A 21,966-nucleotide genomic window follows, 5' to 3' on the forward strand; every position below is an offset into this window, starting at 1 on the left:
CGTAGGGTCGGGCCCATGAGCAACCCGTTCCTCGCCCCGAGCGCGCTGCCGTGGGGGCTGCCCGACACCTCCCGGATCACCGACGAGCACTACCTGCCCGCGTTCGAGGCCGGGACGGCCGAGCAGCGCGCCGAGGTGGCGGCGATCGTCGCGGGGGAGGGCGGGCCGACCTTCGACGACACCGTCGTCGCCCTGGAGCGCTCCGGTGCCACGCTGGACCGGGTGGCGCGGCTGTTCTACACGCGCGTCTCGGCGGACTCCTCACCCGCGGTGCGCGAGATCGAGGCGCAGGTCGCGCCGATGCTCGCCGCCCACGCCGACGCGATCGCGCTGGATCCGGGCCTGTTCGCCCGGATCGACGCGCTGCACGCCCGTCGCCACGACCTCGGTCTCGATGCCGAGTCGCTGCGGCTGCTCGAGCGCCACCACCGCGACATGGTGCGCGCCGGGGCCCGGCTCGGCCCCGAGGAGCAGGTCCGGCTGCGGGAGCTGAATGCCGAGCTGTCCGGGCTGACCACCCGGTTCGGTGCGGCGCTGCTGGCCGGGGCGAACGCCGCGGCCGTGCACGTCACCGACCGCGACCGGCTCGGTGGCCTGTCCGACGACGCGGTCGCCGCCGCCGCGACCGCCGCGGCCGAACGCGGCCACGACGCCGGCTGGCTGATCACCCTGGTCCTGCCGACGGCGCAGCCCGCACTGGCGGTGCTCACCGACCGGTCCCTGCGCGAGGAGCTGTTCCGCGCGTCCACCGGTCGCGGGCAGGGCGGCGAGCACGACACCCGCGACACCGTCCTCGCGATCGTGCGCCTGCGCGCCGAGCGGGCCGCGCTGCTCGGGTACCCCGACCACGCGTCGTACGTGATCGGCGGCGCGGCCGAGAGCAGCGACAGCGGAACGGGCGTCAGCACCGCGGGGACGGCGGAGGCCGCCGTCGCGATGCTGGAGTCGCTGGTCCCCGCCGCCGTCGCCAACGCCGACCGGGAGGCCGCGGAGCTGGCCGGCGGTGTCGAGGGCGACCTGGAGCCGTGGGACCGGGCGTTCGAGGCGGAGCGGGTGCGCCGCGAGCGCTACGCCGTCGACGACGCCGCGCTGCGCCCGTACCTGGAGCTCGACCGGGTCATCACCGACGGCGTGTTCCGCGCCGCGTCCGGGTTGTACGGGATCTCCTTCACCGAGCGCACCGACCTGCCCGCCTACCACCCGGACGTGCGCTGGTGGGAGGTGCGTGACAGCGACGGCGAGCCGCTCGGGCTGTTCGGCGCCGACCTGTGGGCGCGGCCGTCGAAGCGGGGCGGGGCGTGGATGAACTCGCTGGTCGACCAGTCGTCGCTGCTCGGGACGCGGCCGGTCGTGCTGAACACGCTGAACCTGAACAGGCCCCCGGCGGGGGAGCCCGCGCTGCTCACCCTCGACGAGGTCCGCACCCTGTTCCACGAGTTCGGGCACGCTCTGCACGGGCTGTTCTCCGAGGTGGAGTACCCGACGTTCTCCGGGACCTCGGTGCCGCGCGACTTCGTCGAGTTCCCGAGCCAGGTCAACGAGATGTGGCTGGAGGACCCGCAGGTCCTCACCTCGTTCGCCCGCCACCACGTGACCGGCGAGCCGCTGCCCGCGGAGCTGCTGGCCGCGTCGCAGGCCGCCCGCGGGTACGGCGAGGGCTTCGCGACGACGGAGTACCTGGCCGCGTCGCTGCTGGACCAGGCGTGGCACCGGCTGTCCCCGGCCGAGGCCGCCGGGATCACCGACGTGCTCGCGTTCGAGCAGCAGGCGCTGGAGGCGGCCGGGATCGCGCACCCGCTGGTCCCGCCGCGCTACCGCAGCACCTACTTCAACCACGTGTTCGGCGGCAGCGGGTACGCGGCGGCGTACTACTCCTACATCTGGGCCGAGGTGCTCGACGCCGACACCGTCGCCTGGTTCGGCGAGCACGGCGGCCTGCGCCGGGAGAACGGCGACCGGTTCCGCCGCGAGGTGCTGTCCCGCGGTGGTGCCGTCGACGCGATGGAGGCCTACCGCGCGTTCCGCGGCCGTGACCCGGAGATCGCGCCGCTGCTGGCGCGGCGCGGTCTGGCCGGCTGACGCGGCACACGACCGCCCGCCGTCCGGTGGGGAGCGCCGGGCGGCGGGCGGTCGTGTGGGGAGTGCTAGGTGTACTGGCGCATCCAGGCGACCCGCATCTCCGACGGCTCGGGCGAGCCGCCGTCGGGGAAGTAGTCGAGCTGGATCGTGGCGTGCATCGGACCCGGGGGGAAGGTGTTCGGGTCCTCGGACCGGAACCACTCGACGCCGTCGATGTAGCCGACGATCGCGTCCGGGGTCCACTCCACGGCGTAGTTGTGCCACTGGGTGATGTCGATCTGCTTCTTGGCGTCCTTCTGCGAGTTCGAGCTGCCGTAGTGCAGGAAGAAGGACACGTCGTCGCTGGCGCTGGTGGTCTCGGCGAAGTCGATCTCGCCGCCCTCCGGCCAGGACACCTCGCTCGGCCACAGCAGCAGCACCGGGTGGTACTGCTCGTCGCCCTTGGGGAACTGGGCGCGCATCTCCCACTTGCCGTACTTCTGCGGGGTGCCCCAGGCCATGCCGCCGGTGTTGCCCTGCGAGTCGCCGCGGATGAGCAGGTTGCCGTTCTCCACCGAGATCGCGTCGGAGGTGCGGCGGCCCTGGCCGTCGTGGCCGGCGCCGTTGTACGGCGACCAGTTGCTCCCCAGGGCGGACCCGAGGAACTCGTCGCCGCCGATGGCCTGCCAGCCCTTCGTGAGCGCGGCCTGGACGCCGTCGCCCGCGACCTGGACGGCTCCGCCGACCGGACCCGCGGCGGGGGACCCGCCCGAATTCCCGGAACCGCCGGAGCTCGCGGCCGCCCGGGCCCGCTCGGCGGCCTCGCGGCGGCGCTGTTCGGCGCGACGCTCGGCGGCCTCCTGCGCGGCCAGGGCCTGGCCGATCTGGCCGGACGCGCCCTGCGCGGCGTCGCCGAGTGCGGAGCCGCCCCCGTTGGCCAGCACCGGACCGGCGGACAGCGTGGTGTCCGACGCCGACCGGCGCGACGGGTCGTTCACCATCGCCGCGGACAGCGACGGGTCCTCGGTGCCGGGCTGCAGCAGCGTCAGCACCATCGTCGCGGCGAGCACCGCGGCGACGCCGACGCCCAGCGGGGCGAACCGGCGGACGCGGGAGCGGGCGGGGCGTGAACGATCGATCGCGACGACCGAGCCCGTCCCCGACACCGACCCCTCGGGTTCGTGCAGACCGGCGATGGCCCCGCCGGTGACCTCGGTGCGCGGCGCCGGCATCTCGGCCTGCGGGGCGCCGGTCTCCTCGGTCGACGACGACCCGCCGGACAGTTCCACGCCGGACAGCCCGGCCGCCGACGACGGCCCGGACCGCTGCGCGCGACGGCCAGGGGTCCGGGTGGCGGGCGCGGCGTGCGCGCCCGTCCCGGTCACCGCGGTGTCCCCGGCGACGGTCACGTCCCCGGCAGCGGCGTGGGCCCCCGAGGCGGTGACGCCCTGCGGCTGCGGCCCGGCCCCGGTGACGGCGTGGGAGCCGCTGCCGGTCGTGCGGCTGCGCGGCGCCCACGGGCCGGGGTCGGCCGTGTCGGCCCAGGTGATCCGCCCGGCGTCCGCCGTCGTGGCACCGGTGGGGGAGTCCGCCGTGACGGCGGCACCGGTGTCGTCGTACCCGGCGTCGAGGACGCGGTGCCGCCCGGAAACGCTCACCCGGTCCTCGAGCAGGGTGGCCGCGGGCACGGCGGATCGGGCCGTGTCGTCCGCCGGGGCGGAGGACACGGCATGCCTGCCCCGGGGAGACGGCACAGAGGGGGAGCTGTGCTCGGCGGCGAGTCGCGCGATCAGGTCGCGGGGGTCGACCTGATCAGCCGCAGCGGAACTCTTCCGTCGCATGAGGAGGGACTCTAGGTAGGGTGACCGAGTGTGAACACCCCCGCTGAGAAGGGTGGTTGCGTCTCCGCGCCGACAGGTCGACGGAGAGCGCCGAAGAGCAAGATCCCGCCATTTCGGCAGTAATGCTGGGCCGAACAGAGCAACAAGACTCTCAGGATCACTCGTTCGGGCTAAGCGGTCACGGTACGTCGCACCGTTAGCCGATTGTGACGGGCTGCCGGTCGAGGAACAGTGGCCGTGCCTCCCCGGTGCTCCCCGCACGACCTCCCGAGCTCCCCGCTCCCCGACCTCCGCAGGATCTGTGAACGATCACGCTCCCCCCGTCTCGCCGTCCCTCCCGATCCCGGCGCCCCGTGCCGAGATGCGCGCGCTCAGCGTGCTGCTGGCCCTGCCGCCGTCGGCGGGCACCGCCTCGCTCGGCCGCGGGCTGCGCCAGGACCTCGCCGCCGAGGGCGTGGACCTCGTCGTCGTCGCCGACGGCATCGAGCTGCTGGACACCCTGCGCTCCCGCGGCGCCGACCTGCTCGTGCTCGACATGGAGCTGCCGGGCCCCGAGCCGTCGGTGCTGCTCGGTGCCGTGCAGTCCGAGTCCCCGCCGACGCCGGTGATCACCGTCGTGCCGCGCGAACGGCGGGCCGGGGTGATCGGCATTCTGCGCGGCGACCGCGACGACTTCCTGATCCGGCCGTTCGTCCCGGACGAGCTCGCGTCCCGGATCCGGCTCCGGCTGCGTGCCGCCGCGGGGCTGCCCGCGCCGACGGTGCTCGGGCACGGCGGTCTGTCCGTCGACGTCGACGCCGGCCAGGTGTTCGTCGACGGCCGCCGGGTCGCGCTGTCCCCGACCGAGTACGCGCTGCTGCTCGCGCTGGCCGAGCAGGCGGGCGAGCCGGTCGCGCTCGACGACCTGGGCCGCCGGGCCTGGACCGAACCGGTGTCGGCCAATCTGGTGCAGGTCTACGTGTCCTACCTGCGGCGCAAGATCGGTCCCGAGCGGATCAGGACCATCCGGGGGCTGGGCTACCAGCTGGACGGCTGAGTCGGGGCTCTCAGGATCCGAAGGACGACGCGACGTCGAGCAGCAGGTCGTTCTCCTCCGGCATGGACACGGTGACCCGCACCCCGTCGGTGGCGAACGGGCGCACGATCACCTTCCGCTCGCCGCAGTGCGTCGCGAACGCCGCGGACCGGTCCCCGAGCGGCAGCCACACGAAGTTCGCCTGGGTCTCCGGCACGGTGAACCCGGACCCGCGCAGCCCGGCGGCCACCCGGTCCCGCTCCGCGACGACGGCGGCGCAGTCGGCGAGGATCTCCTCCCGGTGCTCCAGCGCGGCGACGGCACCCGCCTGGGCGACCGAGCTGACCCCGAACGGCGGCGCCACCTTGCGCAGCGCGGTCGCGACCTCCTCGGAGGTCAGGGCGTAGCCGACCCGCAGTCCCGCCAGCCGGTAGGCCTTGGAGAAGGTGCGCAGCACGACCAGGTTCGGGTGGTCGTCGAGCAGCGGCCGGCCGCTGACGGCGTCGGGGTCGGTCACGAACTCGGCGTAGGCCTCGTCGAGCACCACCAGCACGTCCGACGGCACGGCGCCCAGGAAGCGGACGAACTCGTCGCGGTGCACGGCCGGGCCGGTCGGGTTGTTCGGGCTGCACACGAACACCACCCGGGTCCGCTCGGTGACGGCGGCCGCCATCGCGACGAGGTCGTGCCGGAAGTCGGCGTCCAGCGGCACGGTGCGGGGCTCCGCCCCGCCGATCCGGGTCACGATCGGGTACGCCTCGAACGAGCGCCAGGCGAACAGCACCTCGTCGCCGGGGCCCAGGCAGCCGATCTGCACGAGCTGCTGGCACAGCGTCACCGAGCCGCAGCCGACCGCGACCCGCTCGGGGGCCAGGGCGTACAGGTCCGCGATGCGTCCGGTCAGCTCGACGACGCCGAGGTCCGGATACCGGTTGCCACCTGCGGCGGCGCGGGCGACGGCCTCCAGCACCGCGGGAGCGGGCGGCGCGGCGACCTCGTTGCTCGCGAGCTTGATCGCCCCGGGGACGGTGCGACCCGGCACGTAGGCGGGCAGGGTGTCCAGATCGGGACGGATCAGCGTCATGACGGCAACGGTATCCGCCGGGGGTCGAACCCGAGCCCGTGCTCTGGTTGAGTGACGTCATGACGACGACCGCTGTCCGGACCGAGGGCGTGCCGCTGACCGACGGGGGCGAGCTGCGCCTGACCGTGGCCGAACCCGACGGTCCGGTCCGCGGCGGTGTCGTCGTCCTGCAGGAGGCACGGGGGGTCACCGACTCGATCCGCCTGCTCGTCACCGGCCTCGCCGCGGACGGCTGGCTCGCCGTCGCCCCGCACCTCTACCGCGACGCCGGCGCGGGCGGCGACCTCGCCGACGGCTCCGACGCCGCGGTCGCCGAGCACGTCGGCAGCCTCGAGCCGCGCCAGGTCATGGACGACTGCGACACCGCCTTCGGCTGGCTGGGCGACGTGGGCATCGAGGCCGACCGGATGGGCGTGCTCGGGTTCGACCTCGGGGGCACGGTCGCGCTGCACGTCGCGGCCAACCGCACCCTCGGCGCGGCGATCACGGTCGCGGGTGGCGGGATCGAGTCGTCGTCGTGGTCCAGCCTCCCCGCCCTGGTCGAGACCGCACCCGAGCTGACCTGCCCCTGGCTGGGCATCTACTCGGAGGCCTCCGACACCGACGCCGTCGCCCGCCTGCGCGACGCCGCGGCGTCCTCGGGGAAGGCGACCGACGTCGTGGTCTACCCGAGCACCGGCTACCGCTTCGACGACGACCCGGACTCGGCCGCCGAGGCGTGGCAGCGGGTCCTCAACTGGTTCGACGCCCACCTGCGCTGACGGACGCCCCGGCCTGACCGGAGGGCGGGCCGGGTGTGGCCGGCACCCGGGCGACGCGGCCGGGTGTGGGCTGTGACCACTGGTGCGCGGCCGGGGTCGTCGGGGATGCTCGGGACATGCCGCCCGTGTCGTCGCCGCAGACCGTCACCGATCCGGACACCCCCGAGCTCCTGTGGAGCCCGACCCCGGAGCGGGTGGCGGACACCGAGATCGTCCGGTTCGCGACCTGGGCGCGTGACGAGCGGGGCGCCCCGCTGTCCGACGTCACCGACTACGCCGAGCTGCACACCTGGTCGGTGACCGACCTGGAGGGCTTCTGGTCGGCCGTCGCCGAGTACTCCGGCGTGCTGTTCCACGACCGCCCCACGGCGACGCTCGGCTCCCGCGACATGCCCGGCGCGCAGTGGTTCCCCGGCGCGACCCTCAACTACGCCGAGCACGCCCTGACCCCGGGCCCGGGCCGCGCCGACGACGACGTCGCGGTCGAGTTCGTCCGCGAGGACGGCCTCGAGCGCACCGTCACCCACGCCGAGCTGCGCGATCAGGTCGCCCGAGCCCGCGCCGGGCTGGTCCGGGCCGGCGTCGGGCAGGGGGACCGGGTCGTCGCGCTCGCCCCGAACAGCGTCGAGACCCTCGTCGCGTTCCTGGCCGCGGCGAGCCTCGGCGCGATCTGGTCGTCGTGCTCGCCGGACTTCGGGGCCCGCGCGGTGCACGACCGCTTCGCCCAGATCGAGCCCGCCGTACTCGTCGCCGTCGACGGCTACCGCTACAACGGCAAGGGCTTCGACGTCCGGGACAAGGTCGCCGACCTGCGCGGACAGCTGCCGACGCTGCGTGCGACCGTCCTCGTGCCCTACCTCGACCCCGACGCGACCCTCGACGGCACGACGACCTGGGCCGAGTTCACCGCCGGGTCCGGCCCGCTGGAGTTCACCGCGGTCCCGTTCGACCACCCGCTGTGGGTGCTCTACTCCTCGGGCACCACGGGTCTGCCCAAGGGCATCGTGCACGGCCACGGCGGCATCGTCGTCGAGCACCTGAAGGCGATGCGCCTGCAGCACGGGCTCGGGCCGGGGGAGCGGTTCTTCTGGTTCACCACCACCGGCTGGATGATGTGGAACTTCCTGGTCGGCGGCCTGCTCGTGGGCGCGACGATCGTGATGTTCGACGGCAGCCCCGGCCACCCCGACCTCGGCGCGCTGTGGGCGCTGGCGGCGAAGCACCGGGTGTCGCTGTTCGGCGTCTCCGCGCCGTACGTGCAGTCCTGTATGAAGGCCGGCCTGCGCCCCGGCGACGACCACGACCTGTCCTCGGTGCGCGCCCTCGGCTCCACCGGTGCGCCGCTGTCGGTCGACGGGTTCCGCTGGATCGGCGAGGCGGCCGGGTCGCACATCCAGATCTGCTCGGTCTCCGGCGGCACCGACGTCTGCGCGGCCTTCCTCACCAGCGCCCCCACGGTGCCGGTGTGGCTGGGCGAGCTGTCCTGCGCGGCGCTCGGCGCCGACGTCCGCTCGTGGGCCGAGGACGGCACCGACCTGCTCGACGACGTCGGCGAGCTGATCATCACCACGCCGACCCCGTCGATGCCGGTCATGTTCTGGAACGACCCGGACGGCACCCGTCTGCGCGAGTCCTACTACGAGGACTTCCCCGGCAACTGGCGCCACGGCGACTGGGTCCGCCGCACGCCGCGCGGCTCGTACGTCATCTACGGGCGCTCGGACTCCACGCTCAACCGCGGCGGGGTCCGGATGGGCACCGCGGACTTCTACGCCGTCGTCGAGAACGTCGACGGGGTCGCGGACTCCCTGGTGATCGACACGACCGCGCTCGGCGAGCGCGAGGAGGGGGCCCTGCTCTGCTTCCTCGTGCTCGACGACGGTGTCACGCTCGACGACGTCGAGCCGACCCTGCGCTCGCTGCTGCGCAAGGAGCTCTCGCCGCGGCACGTGCCGGACCGGTTCGTCGTCGTCGACGCGGTGCCGCGCACCCTGAACGGCAAGAAGTGCGAGGTGCCGGTGAAGAAGATCCTCGCGGGTACCGCGCCGGAGAAGGCGGTGTCGGCCGGGGCCCTGCAGAACCCCGACGCGCTGACCCCGTTCGTGGCCCTCGCAGGGTCCTGACGTGCGCCGGACCGGGGCCCCCACGACCCGGGGGGCCCCGGTTCCGGGCGGACGGGATGCCCGTGTAGTGTTGCCCTCGCTGGTGGCCGTCAGGCACCGGGGAGGCTTCGCCTAGTCTGGTCTATGGCGCCGCACTGCTAATGCGGTTTGGGGTAACCCCCCATCCCGGGTTCAAATCCCGGAGCCTCCGCACCGGCACGGCGGTGGGTACACCGGTCGCCGGCCGACAACTCAAGATTGCTACGCTGGAGACAGCAACGCGCCCGTAGCTCAACGGATAGAGCATCTGACTACGGATCAGAAGGTTAGGGGTTCGAATCCCTTCGGGCGCACACATCGAGATTTGGCCCTGACCAGTGGTGATGGTCAGGGCCAAATCTGTTTCGTGCCCGCGGAGGTCGCTCACGGCCGACGGACCCGCCCGGCCCGGGACCGGTCCGCAGTGCCGGTCAGCCATGCGCGGAGCGCCGCGGCCACAGCGGCGGGGCTCTCGTAGGGCGTCAGGTGTCCCACGTCGTCGAGCACGACGACATCGGGGTGGTGGGGGAGCCTGGACCGGAGCTCGTAGGCCTGGCGGAGAGGGATCCAGGGGTCGTCCCGGCCCCAGCCGATGCGCGTCGGACACCGCGTGGCGTCCAGTTCCTCCGCCACCGCGCGGGTGTCGGCGGCGCTCAGTGCGGCGATCTGGAGGTAGAACGCGGCCTGCCCGCCGGGAGCCGTCCAGGGGGACACGAGAGCCTCGACGTCCCGCTCCGGGAGCTCCCGCGAGAGCGCGCCGGTGACGTACCCCTCCACGAGTGCGGAGTGCAGATCCGGGGGGAGCCGCGTGAACACGTCGGTGTTCTCGGCCACCAGCCGGAAGAAGGGCGAACCCCACGGGTCCAGCGTCACGACGTCCCAGAGGAACAGGTCGGCGTAGTCGACACCGTGCAGCAGGTGCGCTCCCAGCGCGACCGCGCCGCCGATGTCGTGTGCGACCACGTGCGGGCGGTGGAGGCCCCAGACACCGAGGAGGGAGACCAGGCGCTCCGCCTGGGTGCGCAGGTCCGTCGCGACCGTCGGGCCCTTCTCCGATTCCCCGTAGCCCGGCATGTCCCAGAGGAACACGCGGTGGTCGCGACCGAGCTCACGGGCGACGCTGCCCCAGATCTGCGAGGACCACGGCGTGCCGTGACACAGGACGACGTCTCCGCGGGCCGGCCCCGCGGGCTCCAGGATCCGGGTGGCGACCGTGGTCCCGCCGACGGCGACCGGGATCGGGTCGGGCAGCAGCGGCTCGTGTGTCAGCATGGGCCGACGCTAGAACCTCAGGTCGACCTGAGGTCAAGCCGGAGGGACGTGGGGCGATGAAGATCGGCGAGGCCGCCCGGAGGGTCGGCGCCGAGGTGCACGTCCTGCGGCACTGGAACGACGAGGGGGTCGTCGTCCCCGACCGTGCCCCGTCGGGCCATCGGGAGTACACGGAGGAACACGTCCGCCGGCTGCGCGTCGTCCAGGCCTGTCGCGGTGTCGGTATGAGCCTCGCCGAGATCCGGCTCGTGCTCCACCGGGGTGAGGCGGGCCGCGCCGGGGCGATCGAGCGGAGGCTGCGCCGGATCCGTGCGCAGCGCGCCCGGCTGGCGGACGCCGAGAGATTCCTCGAACACGTCATCGACTGCACGCACGACCTGCTCACCCGGTGCGAGGACTGCACGGGATACGCCCTGGGGGCTCCCGAGCCGGTCGAGGAACCGGGCCCGGGCGCCGTCGACGGTGGTGACGGCCGGTAGCCGACCCCGGCACGCGGCGCGGCGATCACGGACCGGAAGAGGAGGCCCCCGCCGGAGGCGTACCCACAGGTCCGGCCCCGACCGGAGTCGACGGTCGGGGCCGGACCTGTGGTGGTGTGCCGGTGCTCAGGCGATCGAGCGCACGTTCGAGCGGTCCTCGTCGGGCCCGGCGTCGGGCACGGTGACGATCGCCCGCAGCAGCAGCCCGCCCTGGAGCTTCACCAGCCGCGAGGCCAGCGTCGTCCAGTACCGGTACCCGACACGCGGGTCCAGGACGGTGCGCGGCGTGACGTCCAGCGCGGCGCGCACCACGTTGCGCAGAAGGTCGTTCGTCCCGGCCAGGGGCGGCATCACCGGTCCGGCGCCACCGCGCGGTCCCTGGACCCCGGGCAGTCCCGCGGGCCCGGGCCGTCCGGGCATGCCCTGCTCACCCTGCGGTCCCTGTGGCCCGTCGATGCCGGGCGCGCCCTCGTCGCCGATGACGCCCTGGACCCCCTGCATACCCCGGGCGCCCTTGTCGCCGACCTCACCGATCACGCCGCGCGGACCCGGTCCGCCGGCGAGGCCGGCCGGTCCGGCCTGACCCCGGGCGCCCGGCTCGCCGCGCAGGCCGTGCTCACCGAGGAGCCCACGCTCGCCCTGCAGGCCCTGCTCGCCGACGGGACCGTGGACCCCACGCTCACCGGGGAGACCCTGCGGGCCCTGCTCGCCGGGGGCGCCGACCGGGCCGGTGCGACCCGGCTCACCCTGGTCGCCGGGCCGGCCGGTCGATCCGGGGATGCCCGGGGCACCCCGTTCGCCGGTGGCGCCCTCGGCCCCCTGCCCGCCGACGGGACCACGCTCGCCGGGGAGGCCCTTCTCGCCCGGCGCGCCGACGGGCCCCTTGGTGCCCCTGTCACCCTGCTCACCCGGTGCGCCGGCCGGGCCCGTGACGCCCTTGTCGCCGCGCTCACCGGCGACGCCGACCGGGCCCTTCGCGCCCTTGTCGCCCGGTTCGCCCGCCGCGCCGACGGGGCCCCGCTCGCCCTTGGCCCCGGCGTCTCCCGCGGCGCCGTTGGTGCCCCGGGTCCCGGCCGGGGTCCCCGACCCCGACGCTGCCTGGTCGCCCTGGACGGCGACGGTCACCGCGACGGCCTCGACGCCCGTCTCCCCGGTCGTCCCGGTCTGCCCGGCCACGGTGACCTCGGCGTCGTCGCGCTCGGCCGGGCGGCGGGTCCTGTTGCCGGATCCTGCACGGTTGGGCTGGTTCATGTGGAGGGAAACCTCTCGTATTCGATCTCGATGCCGGTCGGTTGACCTGTACGGATCAATTCTCGGGTACCCGTGCCGATTTCCTGCAAACCGATCCACCGGAATTCCCCCTGGCTGTCCGAATGGGATGATCGATGAGTCTCCGAACCGCTGATATCACACTGAGCTGCGACAACATCGGGAGAGCGCCCGACTGCCACCGGAATCGGCAAATGGAGCAGGCGGCCCGGTAATCGTCGGCCGGGTATGTTCCGGTTGTCGGATCAGTCGTTGTGGGAATGGTCTCGGTCATGTAGTCGCCGAATGGTGGCGCCGCCCGGCGCCCGGGGAGTCCGACGGCCCGGATCGAGTGCGCGGATGGCGGCGACGGCCGCCGCGAACGTCGTGTACCGGGCCAGGTCGCGGTCGTCGCGCAGCAGGTCCAGGACGCGGCTGATGCGGGACGCCGGGGCCACGACGGCGACGTGGCGGTCGGGGGCGTCCGCCGCGAGGGCGACGTCGACGACCGCGGAGAGCCCACTGATGCTGCAGAACGTGACGCCGGTCAGGTCGACGACGACGGCGCGGGCGGCGGCGCCGTGGAGGAGCCGCCCCAGCACGTCGACGACCTGCGGGATCGTGCCCATGTCGATCTCGCCGTCGACGAACAGGGCGGTCGTCCGGACGCCGTCGACCGTGAACGTCTCCGACGCACACGACACGACCGATCCGAGCAGATCACGCGGCCGGGGGACGATGCCGGACTCGACGAGCGACAGGCGCGGGGCCGATGTCATGAGGGGGACCTCTCCGGTCGACAGACGGGTCTGTCGCCGGGGACCCGGGCAACTCCTCGATCGTCGCCGGGCGGGGCGGCGGCGTCAACGGGGCTCGGGGCCGCGCGGCCGACCGCCCCGGGACGCACCTCGGCCCCGGCCACCACGGTGGCCGGGGCCGAGGCGGGAGCGTTCTCAGTCCTTCTTGAAGGCGTCCTTGACCTTCTCGCCGGCCTGCTTGAGGTTGCCCTTGGCCTGGTCGCCCTTGCCCTCGGCCTCGAGCTTCTCGTCGTCGGTCGCCTTGCCGACGGTCTCCTTGGCCTTGCCCGTGAGCTCCTCGGTCTTGTTCGAGACCTTGTCGTCCGCTGCCATGGGTTCCTCCTCGGCTGGTGACACATCGCGACGGCCACCGGATCGACGCCGTCGCACGGGGACCGGGTACCTCCGCAGCGGCCGGAGAAACGCGTTCTGCGTATCCCTGCGGATCCTGCGTCGCCGCGCCCGGCGGTAGGAAGGCACCGGGCGGACACGGGAGGGGTGCGGGAATGGACGGGGAGCTGGTCGTCGGGTCGGTGCTGGGCGAGTTCGAGATCCGCGGGCGGCTCGGCGCCGGGGGCATGGGCGTGGTGTTGCGGGCGCACGACCGCCGTCACGGCGGCGAGGTCGCGCTGAAGGTGCTGCCCGCGCACCTGGCCGGGGACCCGGTCGTCGTCGAGCGGTTCCGGCGGGAGGCCCGCGCCGCGTTCGAGCTGCGTGACCCGCACGTCGTCCCGGTCCACGGGTTCGGCGAGGTCGACGGCAGGCTCTACCTGTCGATGCGCCTGGTCGACGGCGAGGACCTGGCCCGGATCCTCGCCCGCCGGGCGCCGCTGGAACCCCGCCGGGCCGCCGGCATCCTGCGCCAGGCCGCGCACGCCCTCGACGCCGCACACGCCGCCGGTCTGGTGCACCGGGACGTGAAGCCCGCGAACCTGCTCGTCGTCGAGAGCCGTGACGACTTCACCGCGCTCACCGACTTCGGCATCGCCCGCGCCGTCGGCCCGGACCCGGACACCGCGCTCACCGAGACCGGCGCGACCGTCGGCACGCTCGCCTACCTCGCCCCGGAACGCCTGTCGGGCACCGGCACGGTCGACGGCCGGGCCGACGTCTACGCGCTGACCTGCGTGCTCGTCGAGATGCTCACGGGGCGGCCCCCGTTCCCCGAGGCGGACCCGGCCGCCGTGCTCGCCGCGCACCTGATGACGCCGCCGCCCCGGGTGTCCGCGCTCCGGCCCGGGCTCGACCCCGGCTGGGACGACGTCGTCGCCCGCGGGATGGCGAAGGACCCCGCCGCCCGGTTCGCGACGGCCGGTGCGCTCGCCGCCGCGGTGCAGCGCCTGCTCGGGCCGCACCCCGCGCCGGAGACCCCTGCGCCGACCCGGCCCGCGACCACCCCCGGCCCCGGACCCGCGTTCCCGGCCGTGACCGGCCCCGGGCTCGCCGCCGCGCCCGGACCCGCGTACCCGGCCGTGACCGGCGCCGGGTTCCCGGCCGCGCCCCGGGTCCGGTCGCGACGCCTACCGGTGCTGATCGGGGCCTGCGTCGCCGGGGCGGCGGTCGCGCTCGGGGCCACGTGGATGCTGCTGACCGGACCGGCGGATCCGCCGACCACCGGCACGGTGCAGCCGGCGGAGGCCACGACCGCCCTCGCCGACGGCGACCTGCGGCTCGGGCGGCCGATCGCGCCGGTGTCGTGCGCGCGTCCGGCGGACCTGGTGGTCGTCGGCGCGGCGGTCGACCCGGCGCGGCACCGCGAGGACGTCGCCGAGCAGCTGCGCGCCCACCCCGGGGCGAACTACCTGCTCGCCGGGGACAGCTGCGTGCCCTTCCGGTCGCGCACCGCGGAGGGGAACCCGATCTACGTCACCTACCTGGGCCCGTTCGACGACCGCGGCGACGCCTGCGCCGCGCTCGCCCGGACCGGTGGCGACGCCTACCTGCGCCCGGTCACCGGGCCGTCCCCGATGGCGACGGGCGCGCGCCCCTGCTGACCGGGCCCACGGCTGGGGACCCGCTGTCCACCGGCGGACACGCCGTCGTGACGGGACTCGACCGCGGAGGTCGAGCCCGGCGCACGGCGAGCGTCACGACGTCGTCGCGGCCGCCGGACCCGTGGCCGGGACGATCACGGGTCGCCCGGTGGGTGTCGCCCGTCGGCCCGGGCGAGCAGGGCGTCGGCCGTCGCCGCGTCGCAGACCAGGGTGTGGACCAGGCCCGAGCGCAGCACGGCAGCGGTGGCGTCGGCCCGCTCCGGGTCCCTGACCAGCGCGATCACGTCGCCCGCGGCCCGCAGGTCCGCCTCCCCGACCGCGACGAGCTGGTGCGCCGGACCGCTGTCGAGGACCCGGCCGGTGCGGTCGACCAGCAGCCCGACGACCTCGCCGACGGCGCCGCCCTCGGCCAGCCGTCGTCGCTCGGGGGCGGTCAGCACGTCGTGCACGGTGGAGTGCCCGGCCCGCCACGCCCCGATCCCGACGACCGCGGTGTCCAGCGCGGCGCAGCGGGCCAGCGCGTCGGCGACGCCCGGCTGGGCCCGCACCGCGCGGGCGGTGTCGGCGTCGGGCAGCAGCAGGGGCGCGTAGACCGGGTAGGCGTCGCCGCCGCACAGCGCGGCGGCCCGGAACACCGCGGTGGCCGAGCCGTCGCGCCGCCACGGCAGCGAGTAGGCGCCGCACAGCTGCACGACGGTGCAGCGCGCGAGCCGGGGGAGGAGCCCGACGACGTCGTTGACCGTCCGGGACCAGGCCAGGCCCAGCACGTCACCGGTGCCGACGGTCTCGGCGAGCAGCGCGGCGGCGAGCGCGGGCACCCCGCCGCCGTCCGGGTCGGTGTCGTCGTCGCGGGCGACCAGGGCGCGGCGCAGCCCGTGGGCGGTGCGGACGGCGGCCGAGCGCGCCGCGTCGACGTCCCCGCCGGGGTCGATCGCGACCCGGACCAGCCCGCGCTCGCGGGCCGCCTCGAGCAGCCGGGCCACCTGGAACCGGCTGAGCCCCAGCTCGGTGCCGACCGCGATCCTCGACCGCCCGTGCAGCAGCACCTGCTCGGCCACCTCGGCCGCGAGCACCCGGCGGGCCGGCCCCCAGGCGGGCGCCTCGTCGTCACCGCTCATCTGAGCACGGTAGCGCGCGCATCGGCCGGTGATGTTGACCTTCCGTGACCACGGCCGTGTACTCGACGGTGTTCGGACCGCTCAGATGAGTGGAGGCACGCCATGACCGCGACGATCGGCACGACCCCGGCAGCCGCGCACCACCCGGCACCGGCCCCGGTGTCGCGCCAGCTGCTCGTCGGCCGCGACGACGGCTACGGCGACCTCGCCCTGGAGCGGTTCGCGCTCGCCCCCGGTGCCGGCGCGTGGCACGCCCCGGCCGCGCCGTGCGACCGGCTGCTCGTCGTCCTCGCCGGCCGGGCCCGGGTGGGCGTCGCGGCCGGCGGGCCGTCGGTGGAGCTCGCCGCGGACGAGGTCGTGCACGTGGCGGGCGGGCACGCCCACCGGGTCGAGGTGCTCGACCCCGGGTCCGGCGGGTGCCTGGAGTGGATCCTGCTGGCGGGCCCCCGGCCGGACCCTCAGCCGTAGAGGTCGGGGCGGCGGTCGGCCAGGTAGGGGTTCGCCCGCCGCGACACCGCCAGCGCGGACCGGTCCAGCTCGGCCACCAGCAGCTCCGGGTCGCGTCCCGCCCGCACCACGGTGCCCTCCGGCCCGGCGACGCAGGACAGCCCGCCGTAGGTCAGCGACCCCTCGGTGCCGCACCAGTTGGCGTAGGCCACGTACACCTGGTTCTCCCACGCCCTGGCCGGGACGAGCACCCGGGGCACGTGGTCGTAGGGGAGCATGTTCGCGGTCGGGACCAGCACGGCGTCGGCGCCGGCCAGCGCCAGCGCGCGGACGGTCTCGGGGAACTCGACGTCGTAGCAGACCAGCAGGCCCAGGCCCCAGCCGTTCCAGGTCACGACGGCGGGCGGGGTGTCCGAGGCGGTGAAGCAGGCCCGGTCGAGCGCACCGAACAGGTGCGTCTTGCGGTACCCGGCGAGCCGGGTCCCGTCCGGCCCGACCAGCGCGACGGCGTTGGCGACCCGCCCGCCGTGGCGCTCCGGGTAGCCGTAGAGCACCGCCGTCCCCGACGCCCTGGCGATCCCGGCGACCGCGTCCGCCGACGGCCCGTCCGCCGGCTCGGCGAGCCCGGCCACCGCATCGGCGCCGATGTCGTAGCCGGTCAGGAACATCTCCGGGGTGACGAGCAGGTCCGCGTCCGCGGCGGCGCACGCCTCGGCGAGCCGGGCGAGGTTCCCGGCCACGTCGCGCGGCCGGGAGACGGTCTGCAGCAGCGCGACGCGCATCAGTCCGGCAGCGCGGGCGGCGCGAGCTCGGCGAACCGGTCCCCGGGACCGGGGTTGTCCGGCGGGGTGGACCCGCCCAGGTGCGCGACGATCCCCCAGACCGCGTTCAGCGCGGTCTGCACCGCTCCCTCCGCCCAGGCCGGGGTCCACGACACGTCGTCGCCCGCCATGAAGATCCCGCGCTCGGCGGCGGGCAGGTCGTCCTGCACGAAGTGGCAGTACATCCGCCGGTTGTAGCGGTAGTGCCCGGGCAGGGCTCCCTTGAACGCACCGAGGCTGTGCGGGTCGGACTCCCAGGTCACGGTGATCGGGTCGCCGATGACGTGCGCGCCGACGTCGACGGTCGGGTAGATCTTGCGCAGCGCGCCCAGCGCCAGCTCGACCCGCTTCTCGACCGGGTACGGCAGCATCTTCAGCGAGTCGCTCATCCACGAGTACGACAGGCAGATCACCCCGGGCCGGTCCGGCCCGTTGTCGAACAGGTACGTGCTGCGGGTGAGCCGGTCGGTCAGCGTCGTGGACATGACCTCGCGCCCGGTCGCCGGGTCGACGTCGCGCCAGAACGGCCGGTCCACCATCACGAACGTCTTGGTCGACTGCATGTAGCGGGTGCGGTCCAGGGCCATCCACACCTCCTGGCCGAACAGCGACTCGTCGGTGTCGATCTGGGTGGACAGCAGCCAGCTCTGGCAGGTGGTGAGCACCGCGGACACGTCGCGGGTGCCGCCGTAGACGTCGGTGACACGGATCGTGTCCGCGTCGAGGCGGTGCAGCCGCGCGACACCCGGCCGGGTCCCGCCCCCGTGCAGCGACGACAGGCTGGTTCCGGCGGGCCAGTGCACCAGGTCGTCGGGGGTGCGCGTCCACAGCCCCTGCGGCACCTGCTCCACGCCGCCGACGACGAGCAGCTGGTCCTCGTCGCAGCCGGTCAGCACCACCCGCAGGATCTCCAGCATCGAGTTCGGGAAGTCCGAGTCCCAGCCGCCGGTCCCGAAGCCGACCTGCCCGAACGCCTCGCGGTGGGCGAAGGACAGGTCGGAGAACGCCTTCGAGGTGGACACGAAGTCGTAGAAGGTGCGGTCGTCCCAGACCTCGACGAGCTCCGCCCACAGCGCCCGGATGCGTCCGACGTCGCGCTCGCGGATCGCCTGCTGCAGGTCGGTGAAGCCCGCGCCCTCCTCCAGCGCGCTCGCCCAGGCGTCGGCGACCTCGGTGAAGAACGGGGGCAGGTCGGCCAGGGTCCGGCCGTAGTACGTCCGCCCGTGCAGGTCGATCACCGTGCTGCCGGCCGCCTCCGTCAGCGGGTTCGGGAACGGCGCGGTGGGCAGCCCGAGCAGGTCGACGTAGTGGTGGAACGCCGTCGAGGAGCGGGGGAAGCGCATCCCGCCCAGCTCGGCGACGATCCCGTCGGCACCCTCGAAGGGCTGCGAGCGCAGCCGTCCGCCCAGGTGGGAGGACTCGTACACGACCGGCCGCAGCCCGATGCGCATCAGCTCGTAGGCGGCGACGAGCCCGGCGATCCCGGCCCCGACGACCACGACCTCGGTCCCCAGCCGGTCCGGTGGGACCCGGCCGAGCCCGGCCGGGTGGGTCAGCCAGTCGTCGTAGGGGAAGGGGAAGTCCGGGCCGAACGCGGTGACGGGTGGCTGCTCGGGGCTCATGGGTGGGCTCCTCGGGTCGTGTGCCGGGGATCACCCGGCCCCGCGACCCTATCGAGGACTCCGCCCCGGATCAGCCCTTTCCGCGCCGCGAGCGCACGACGCCGGTGACGATCCGCTGGTAGGTGGTCGGCAGCAGCCGCACCATCGAGTCGATGGCCCACGCGTCCGGTCCGATGAGGACACGGCGCTGGTTGCGCCGCACGCCGTCCAGGATGGTCTTCGCGGCCCGGTCCGGGGTGGTGGTGAGCATCCGCTCGAACTCGGCCGTGGCGTCGGCGGCCGGGCGGCCGGTGGCGGCGGCGACGCTGTCGTCGACCCGGGCGGCCTTCGCGATGTTGGTGCGGATCCCGCCGGGGTGCACGCAGGTCGCGGACACCGGGGACCCGGTGAGCTCGAGGTCCTGGCGCAGCGACTCGGTGAACCCGCGGACCGCGTACTTGCTCGCGTTGTAGCCGCTCATCAGGGGCTGCGCGGCGACGCCGAAGATGCTCGACAGGTTGACCACGTGGCCGGCGCCCGCGGTCTCCATGTGCGGCAGGAACGCCTTGGTCCCGTGGACCACGCCCCAGAAGTTGATGTCCATGATCCAGCGGTAGTCCTCCAGGGACAGTGCCCCGGTGGTGCCCGACAGCGCGACGCCGGCGTTGTTGACGATCATGTGGACGGCGCCGTGGTCGGCGACGACGGCGTCGGCCCAGCCGTAGACGGCCTTCTCGTCGGCGACGTCGAGCTCGGCGGTGGTGACCCGTACCTGCGGCCCGGCGAGCGCGGCGGTCTCGGCGAGGCCCGCGGCGTCCCGGTCGGCCAGGGCGAGGTGGCAGCCGTCGCCCGCGAGGCGCAGGGCCAGCGCGCGCCCGATGCCGGATCCGGCTCCGGTGATCGCGGCGGTACGACCGGTGAAGGACTTCATCGTCGGCTCCTCACGAGCGGGTGTGGTGGGCGACCCTAATCTGATGACGCGTGATTCCACATAGCGGGGTGACCGGCGTCATCCCAGGCCGGTACCGCCCACGAGGAAGAGGGCGAGCGCGTCCGTGACCCGGTCGCGGGGCGGGTCGAACCCGCTCACCGTCCAGGTCATGACGACGTGGCTGATCCCGCCGATGACGGCGTCGGCGCGCAGCCGGGTGGCGATGGCGTCGGCGGGAGAGGGGGCGGCGTGGTCCGCGGTGAGCGCCAGGAGCAGCCGCCCGAAGCCGGACATGGTCTCCAGCGAGGTCCGCTCGACCTCGGGGCTCACGCCGAGCACCTCGAACCAGACCACCCGGGCGAGCCGCGGGTCGTCCTCCACCACGCGCAGGAACGCGTCGAGACCGGCCCGGGCCAGCGTGAGCGGTTCGGTGCCGGGCGCCGCGGCCAGTGCGGGGGGCACCGCGTCCCGGAGGCGGGCGGTGCACTCGGCGTAGACGGCGAGCAGCAGCGCCTCGGTGCCGTCGAAGCACTCGTAGAAGTACCGGTCGGCGACGCGTGCCTCCCGGCAGATCCGGCGCACGGTGGCCGCCCGGTAGCCGTCGGTCCCGAGCACCTGCAGTCCCGCGTCGAGCAGCCGGCGGCGACGGTCCTCGGCGCGGTCCGACGCGGACGCGCCCGCGTAGGTCCGGCCGGTGCTCATCCCGCCATTCCAGCACGGGCGGGCCGCACCCCGGGGCTCCCCGGTGCGGCGGCCGGGCGGGGCCGGCCGACGGCACCTGCGTCTCCGGCCAGGGCGTGCTGTCCGACCTGCTCCCGCCGATCTTCCTCGAGCCGGCCCGGTCCTTCCTGGCGATGGACAACGCGACGCACGACCGGGCGCGAGCTGGTCGCCTCGGCGTTCAGGTCGAAGCAGACGACGCCGGTCGACGACGAGATCGCGCTCTCGCGAGGGATGCCGGCGAACCCGCGATCCGACGCCCGCCGCTCCGGCACGTCCGTTCAGATCGTGGGACGGGACGTAACACTGTCGGGTATCCGCTTCGATCACCAGAGTGACGTCGGACGTGAGGCGGGTGGATGGACGGCACCGGACCGTACGGGCGGTACTACGCGGAGCGCGCCGCAGCAGGTCAGCGCACCGTGCTCTGGCCGTGGGTGCTGCTGGCGCTGGTCGTGCCGGTGGTGCTGGTCGGGGTGTTCGTGCACGGCGACGACCGTGCCGAGGCGACCGCCGTCCACCAGGCCGCGCCCGTCCCGGTGCGGGAGGCGGCCGAGGGCGTGTACCGGGCCGGTCTCGACCTCGCGCCGGGCACCTGGACCACCGACGGCCCCGCCCGGGGCCGGGAGTGCGTCTACACGCGCACCGGGCCGGACGGCGCCGAGGTGTCCCGCGGGGTCCTGCACGGCCCGGCCGCCGCCCGGATCCTCGACGGCGAGGCGGTCGTCTTCACGGGCGCCTGCACCTGGTCGGTCCGCTGACCCACCGGCCCGGGTCGCCTGCCCGGGGGGCCGTGACGGTCCGGTCCGTACATTCACCAGGGTGCGTGACGCCGAGGCCGGACCGGTCCCCGGACCCGCCGTGCTCCGCCGCGAGCCGGGACGGCTGCTCTGGGAGCAGTTGCTCGAGGACCTGCGCCGCCGCCTGGACTCCGACGCGTTCACCCACGGCTTCCCCGGCGAGCTCGCCCTGGGCCGCGAGTACGGCGTCAGCAGGCACACCGTCCGCCAGGCGGTGAAGGTGCTGCGCGACGAGGGCCGCGTCGTCGGGACGCGGGGCCGGCCGTCGCGGCTGGCGGCGCCGGTCGAGACCGCCCAGCGCCTGGGCGCGCTCTACAGCATCCACGAGTCCGTGCGGGCCATGGGCCTGGAGCAGCGCAGCGTCGTGCGGGCCCTGGACGTCCGCGCCGACGGCGTCGTCGCGGCGCGGCTCGGGCTGGAGGAGTCGACGCCGCTCGTGCACCTGGAACGGCTGCGGCTCGCCGGTGGTGAGCCGCTCGCGCTGGACCGGGTGTGGCTCCCGTACGACCTGGCCGCCCCGCTGCTGCACGCCGACTTCACCGGGGTCGCCCTCTACCAGCGCTACGCCGAGCTGTGCGACGTGGTGCTCACCGGCGGCGAGGAGACCATCGCGCCGATCCTGCCGACCCCCGCCGAGCACCGGCTGCTGGGCGGGAGCCCGTCGACCGCCGCGTTCTCGGTGTCGCGACTCGGCAGCGCGAAGGGCCGCCCCGTCGAGTGGCGCCGCACGCTGGTGCGCGGCGACCGCTTCGTGCTGCGGGCCGACTTCTCCACCCGCGACGGCTACCAGCTCGACCTGCTCGGGTCCCCCGACCGGAGCGACCCGCGCCGCTGAGGA

20 protein-coding genes and 2 tRNA genes are annotated in these 21,966 nt (G+C 74.7%); 11 read left to right on the forward strand and 11 right to left on the reverse strand.

Annotated elements, in window-relative coordinates:
* Positions 1-15 precede the first annotated feature (15 nt).
* Positions 16-2,079 (forward strand): M3 family metallopeptidase, encoded by a 2,064-nt coding sequence (locus tag WHI96_RS01950; RefSeq protein WP_345648350.1) that lies wholly within the window; start codon positions 16-18, stop codon positions 2,077-2,079.
* 65 nt (positions 2,080-2,144) lie between these two features.
* Here WHI96_RS01950 and WHI96_RS01955 read toward each other — a convergent pair whose 3' ends face one another.
* Positions 2,145-3,716 (reverse strand): family 16 glycosylhydrolase, encoded by a 1,572-nt coding sequence (locus WHI96_RS01955; RefSeq protein WP_345648352.1) that lies wholly within the window; start codon positions 3,714-3,716, stop codon positions 2,145-2,147.
* Between the two features lie 544 nt (positions 3,717-4,260).
* Here WHI96_RS01955 and WHI96_RS01960 point away from each other — a divergent pair.
* Complete coding sequence (locus WHI96_RS01960; RefSeq protein WP_345648354.1) at positions 4,261-4,935, forward strand: response regulator transcription factor; 675 nt, start codon at positions 4,261-4,263, stop codon at positions 4,933-4,935.
* A gap of 10 nt (positions 4,936-4,945) precedes the next feature.
* On the opposite strand, the gene hisC is transcribed toward WHI96_RS01960, so the two are convergent.
* Entirely contained in the window at positions 4,946-5,998 is a 1,053-nt protein-coding gene (gene hisC / locus WHI96_RS01965) for a histidinol-phosphate transaminase (protein WP_345648356.1), read from the reverse strand.
* A gap of 59 nt (positions 5,999-6,057) precedes the next feature.
* Between hisC and WHI96_RS01970 the strand changes: the two genes are divergently transcribed.
* From WHI96_RS01970 to WHI96_RS01985, 4 genes are all read left to right on the forward strand, one after another.
* A complete protein-coding gene (locus WHI96_RS01970) occupies positions 6,058-6,759 on the forward strand; it encodes a dienelactone hydrolase family protein (protein WP_345648358.1) in 702 nt (233 codons plus the stop codon).
* 116 nt (positions 6,760-6,875) lie between these two features.
* On the forward strand, positions 6,876-8,882 hold the full coding sequence (locus tag WHI96_RS01975; RefSeq protein ID WP_345648361.1) for an acetoacetate--CoA ligase: 2,007 nt from the start codon (positions 6,876-6,878) through the stop codon (positions 8,880-8,882).
* A gap of 100 nt (positions 8,883-8,982) precedes the next feature.
* Positions 8,983-9,072: transfer RNA gene (locus WHI96_RS01980), tRNA-Ser, on the forward strand.
* A gap of 69 nt (positions 9,073-9,141) precedes the next feature.
* A tRNA-Arg gene (locus WHI96_RS01985) sits at positions 9,142-9,214 on the forward strand.
* Between the two features lie 70 nt (positions 9,215-9,284).
* Here the strand turns inward: WHI96_RS01985 and WHI96_RS01990 are convergent.
* Positions 9,285-10,172, reverse strand: coding sequence for an alpha/beta fold hydrolase (locus WHI96_RS01990; protein WP_345648364.1), 888 nt, complete (start codon positions 10,170-10,172; stop codon positions 9,285-9,287).
* Positions 10,173-10,228: 56 nt separating this feature from the next.
* Here WHI96_RS01990 and WHI96_RS01995 point away from each other — a divergent pair, with 56 nt between their 5' ends.
* Positions 10,229-10,651: a MerR family transcriptional regulator gene (locus WHI96_RS01995; RefSeq protein ID WP_345648366.1), complete on the forward strand. Its 423-nt coding sequence runs from the start codon at positions 10,229-10,231 to the stop codon at positions 10,649-10,651.
* A 126-nt stretch (positions 10,652-10,777) separates the two neighbouring features.
* Here WHI96_RS01995 and WHI96_RS02000 read toward each other — a convergent pair whose 3' ends face one another.
* The 3 genes from WHI96_RS02000 to WHI96_RS02010 form a co-directional block, all read right to left on the reverse strand.
* Positions 10,778-11,902: a collagen-like domain-containing protein gene (locus WHI96_RS02000; protein WP_345648369.1), complete on the reverse strand. Its 1,125-nt coding sequence runs from the start codon at positions 11,900-11,902 to the stop codon at positions 10,778-10,780.
* Between the two features lie 263 nt (positions 11,903-12,165).
* Entirely contained in the window at positions 12,166-12,678 is a 513-nt protein-coding gene (locus tag WHI96_RS02005; protein WP_345648372.1) for an STAS domain-containing protein, read from the reverse strand.
* A 174-nt stretch (positions 12,679-12,852) separates the two neighbouring features.
* A complete protein-coding gene (locus WHI96_RS02010) occupies positions 12,853-13,029 on the reverse strand; it encodes a CsbD family protein (RefSeq protein ID WP_345648375.1) in 177 nt (58 codons plus the stop codon).
* A 173-nt stretch (positions 13,030-13,202) separates the two neighbouring features.
* On the opposite strand from WHI96_RS02010, the gene WHI96_RS02015 reads away from it, so the two are divergent.
* The gene (locus tag WHI96_RS02015) at positions 13,203-14,690 is read left to right on the forward strand and encodes a protein kinase domain-containing protein (RefSeq protein ID WP_345648378.1); all 1,488 of its coding nucleotides are present in this window, start codon (positions 13,203-13,205) and stop codon (positions 14,688-14,690) included.
* Positions 14,691-14,824: 134 nt separating this feature from the next.
* Here the strand turns inward: WHI96_RS02015 and WHI96_RS02020 are convergent, their stop codons facing one another.
* Positions 14,825-15,808 (reverse strand): sugar-binding domain-containing protein, encoded by a 984-nt coding sequence (locus WHI96_RS02020; protein WP_345648380.1) that lies wholly within the window; start codon positions 15,806-15,808, stop codon positions 14,825-14,827.
* Positions 15,809-15,910: 102 nt separating this feature from the next.
* Here WHI96_RS02020 and WHI96_RS02025 point away from each other — a divergent pair, with 102 nt between their 5' ends.
* Positions 15,911-16,276, forward strand: a complete 366-nt coding sequence (locus WHI96_RS02025) for a hypothetical protein (protein ID WP_345648383.1) — start codon at positions 15,911-15,913, stop codon at positions 16,274-16,276.
* Here the strand turns inward: WHI96_RS02025 and WHI96_RS02030 are convergent.
* The 4 genes from WHI96_RS02030 to WHI96_RS02045 form a co-directional block, all read right to left on the reverse strand.
* The gene (locus tag WHI96_RS02030) at positions 16,267-17,037 is read right to left on the reverse strand and encodes a carbon-nitrogen hydrolase family protein (RefSeq protein ID WP_345648386.1); all 771 of its coding nucleotides are present in this window, start codon (positions 17,035-17,037) and stop codon (positions 16,267-16,269) included. The two genes, WHI96_RS02025 and WHI96_RS02030, sit on opposite strands and share 10 nt — an antisense overlap.
* Positions 17,037-18,698 (reverse strand): flavin monoamine oxidase family protein, encoded by a 1,662-nt coding sequence (locus WHI96_RS02035; RefSeq protein ID WP_345648389.1) that lies wholly within the window; start codon positions 18,696-18,698, stop codon positions 17,037-17,039. The genes WHI96_RS02030 and WHI96_RS02035 overlap by 1 nt, the downstream gene beginning before the upstream one ends.
* 70 nt (positions 18,699-18,768) lie before the next feature.
* The gene (locus WHI96_RS02040; RefSeq protein WP_208818626.1) at positions 18,769-19,608 is read right to left on the reverse strand and encodes an SDR family NAD(P)-dependent oxidoreductase; all 840 of its coding nucleotides are present in this window, start codon (positions 19,606-19,608) and stop codon (positions 18,769-18,771) included.
* Between the two features lie 78 nt (positions 19,609-19,686).
* The gene (locus WHI96_RS02045) at positions 19,687-20,310 is read right to left on the reverse strand and encodes a TetR/AcrR family transcriptional regulator (RefSeq protein ID WP_345648395.1); all 624 of its coding nucleotides are present in this window, start codon (positions 20,308-20,310) and stop codon (positions 19,687-19,689) included.
* 377 nt (positions 20,311-20,687) lie between these two features.
* On the opposite strand from WHI96_RS02045, the gene WHI96_RS02050 reads away from it, so the two are divergent.
* Positions 20,688-21,089, forward strand: a complete 402-nt coding sequence (locus WHI96_RS02050) for an Rv1352/Rv1906c domain-containing protein (protein WP_345648398.1) — start codon at positions 20,688-20,690, stop codon at positions 21,087-21,089.
* Between the two features lie 61 nt (positions 21,090-21,150).
* A complete protein-coding gene (locus WHI96_RS02055) occupies positions 21,151-21,963 on the forward strand; it encodes a GntR family transcriptional regulator (RefSeq protein WP_345648400.1) in 813 nt (270 codons plus the stop codon).
* Positions 21,964-21,966 lie beyond the last annotated feature (3 nt).

The sequence above is a fragment of the Pseudonocardia tropica genome (genome assembly GCF_040105315.1).
Lineage (GTDB): Bacteria > Actinomycetota > Actinomycetes > Mycobacteriales > Pseudonocardiaceae > Pseudonocardia > Pseudonocardia alni.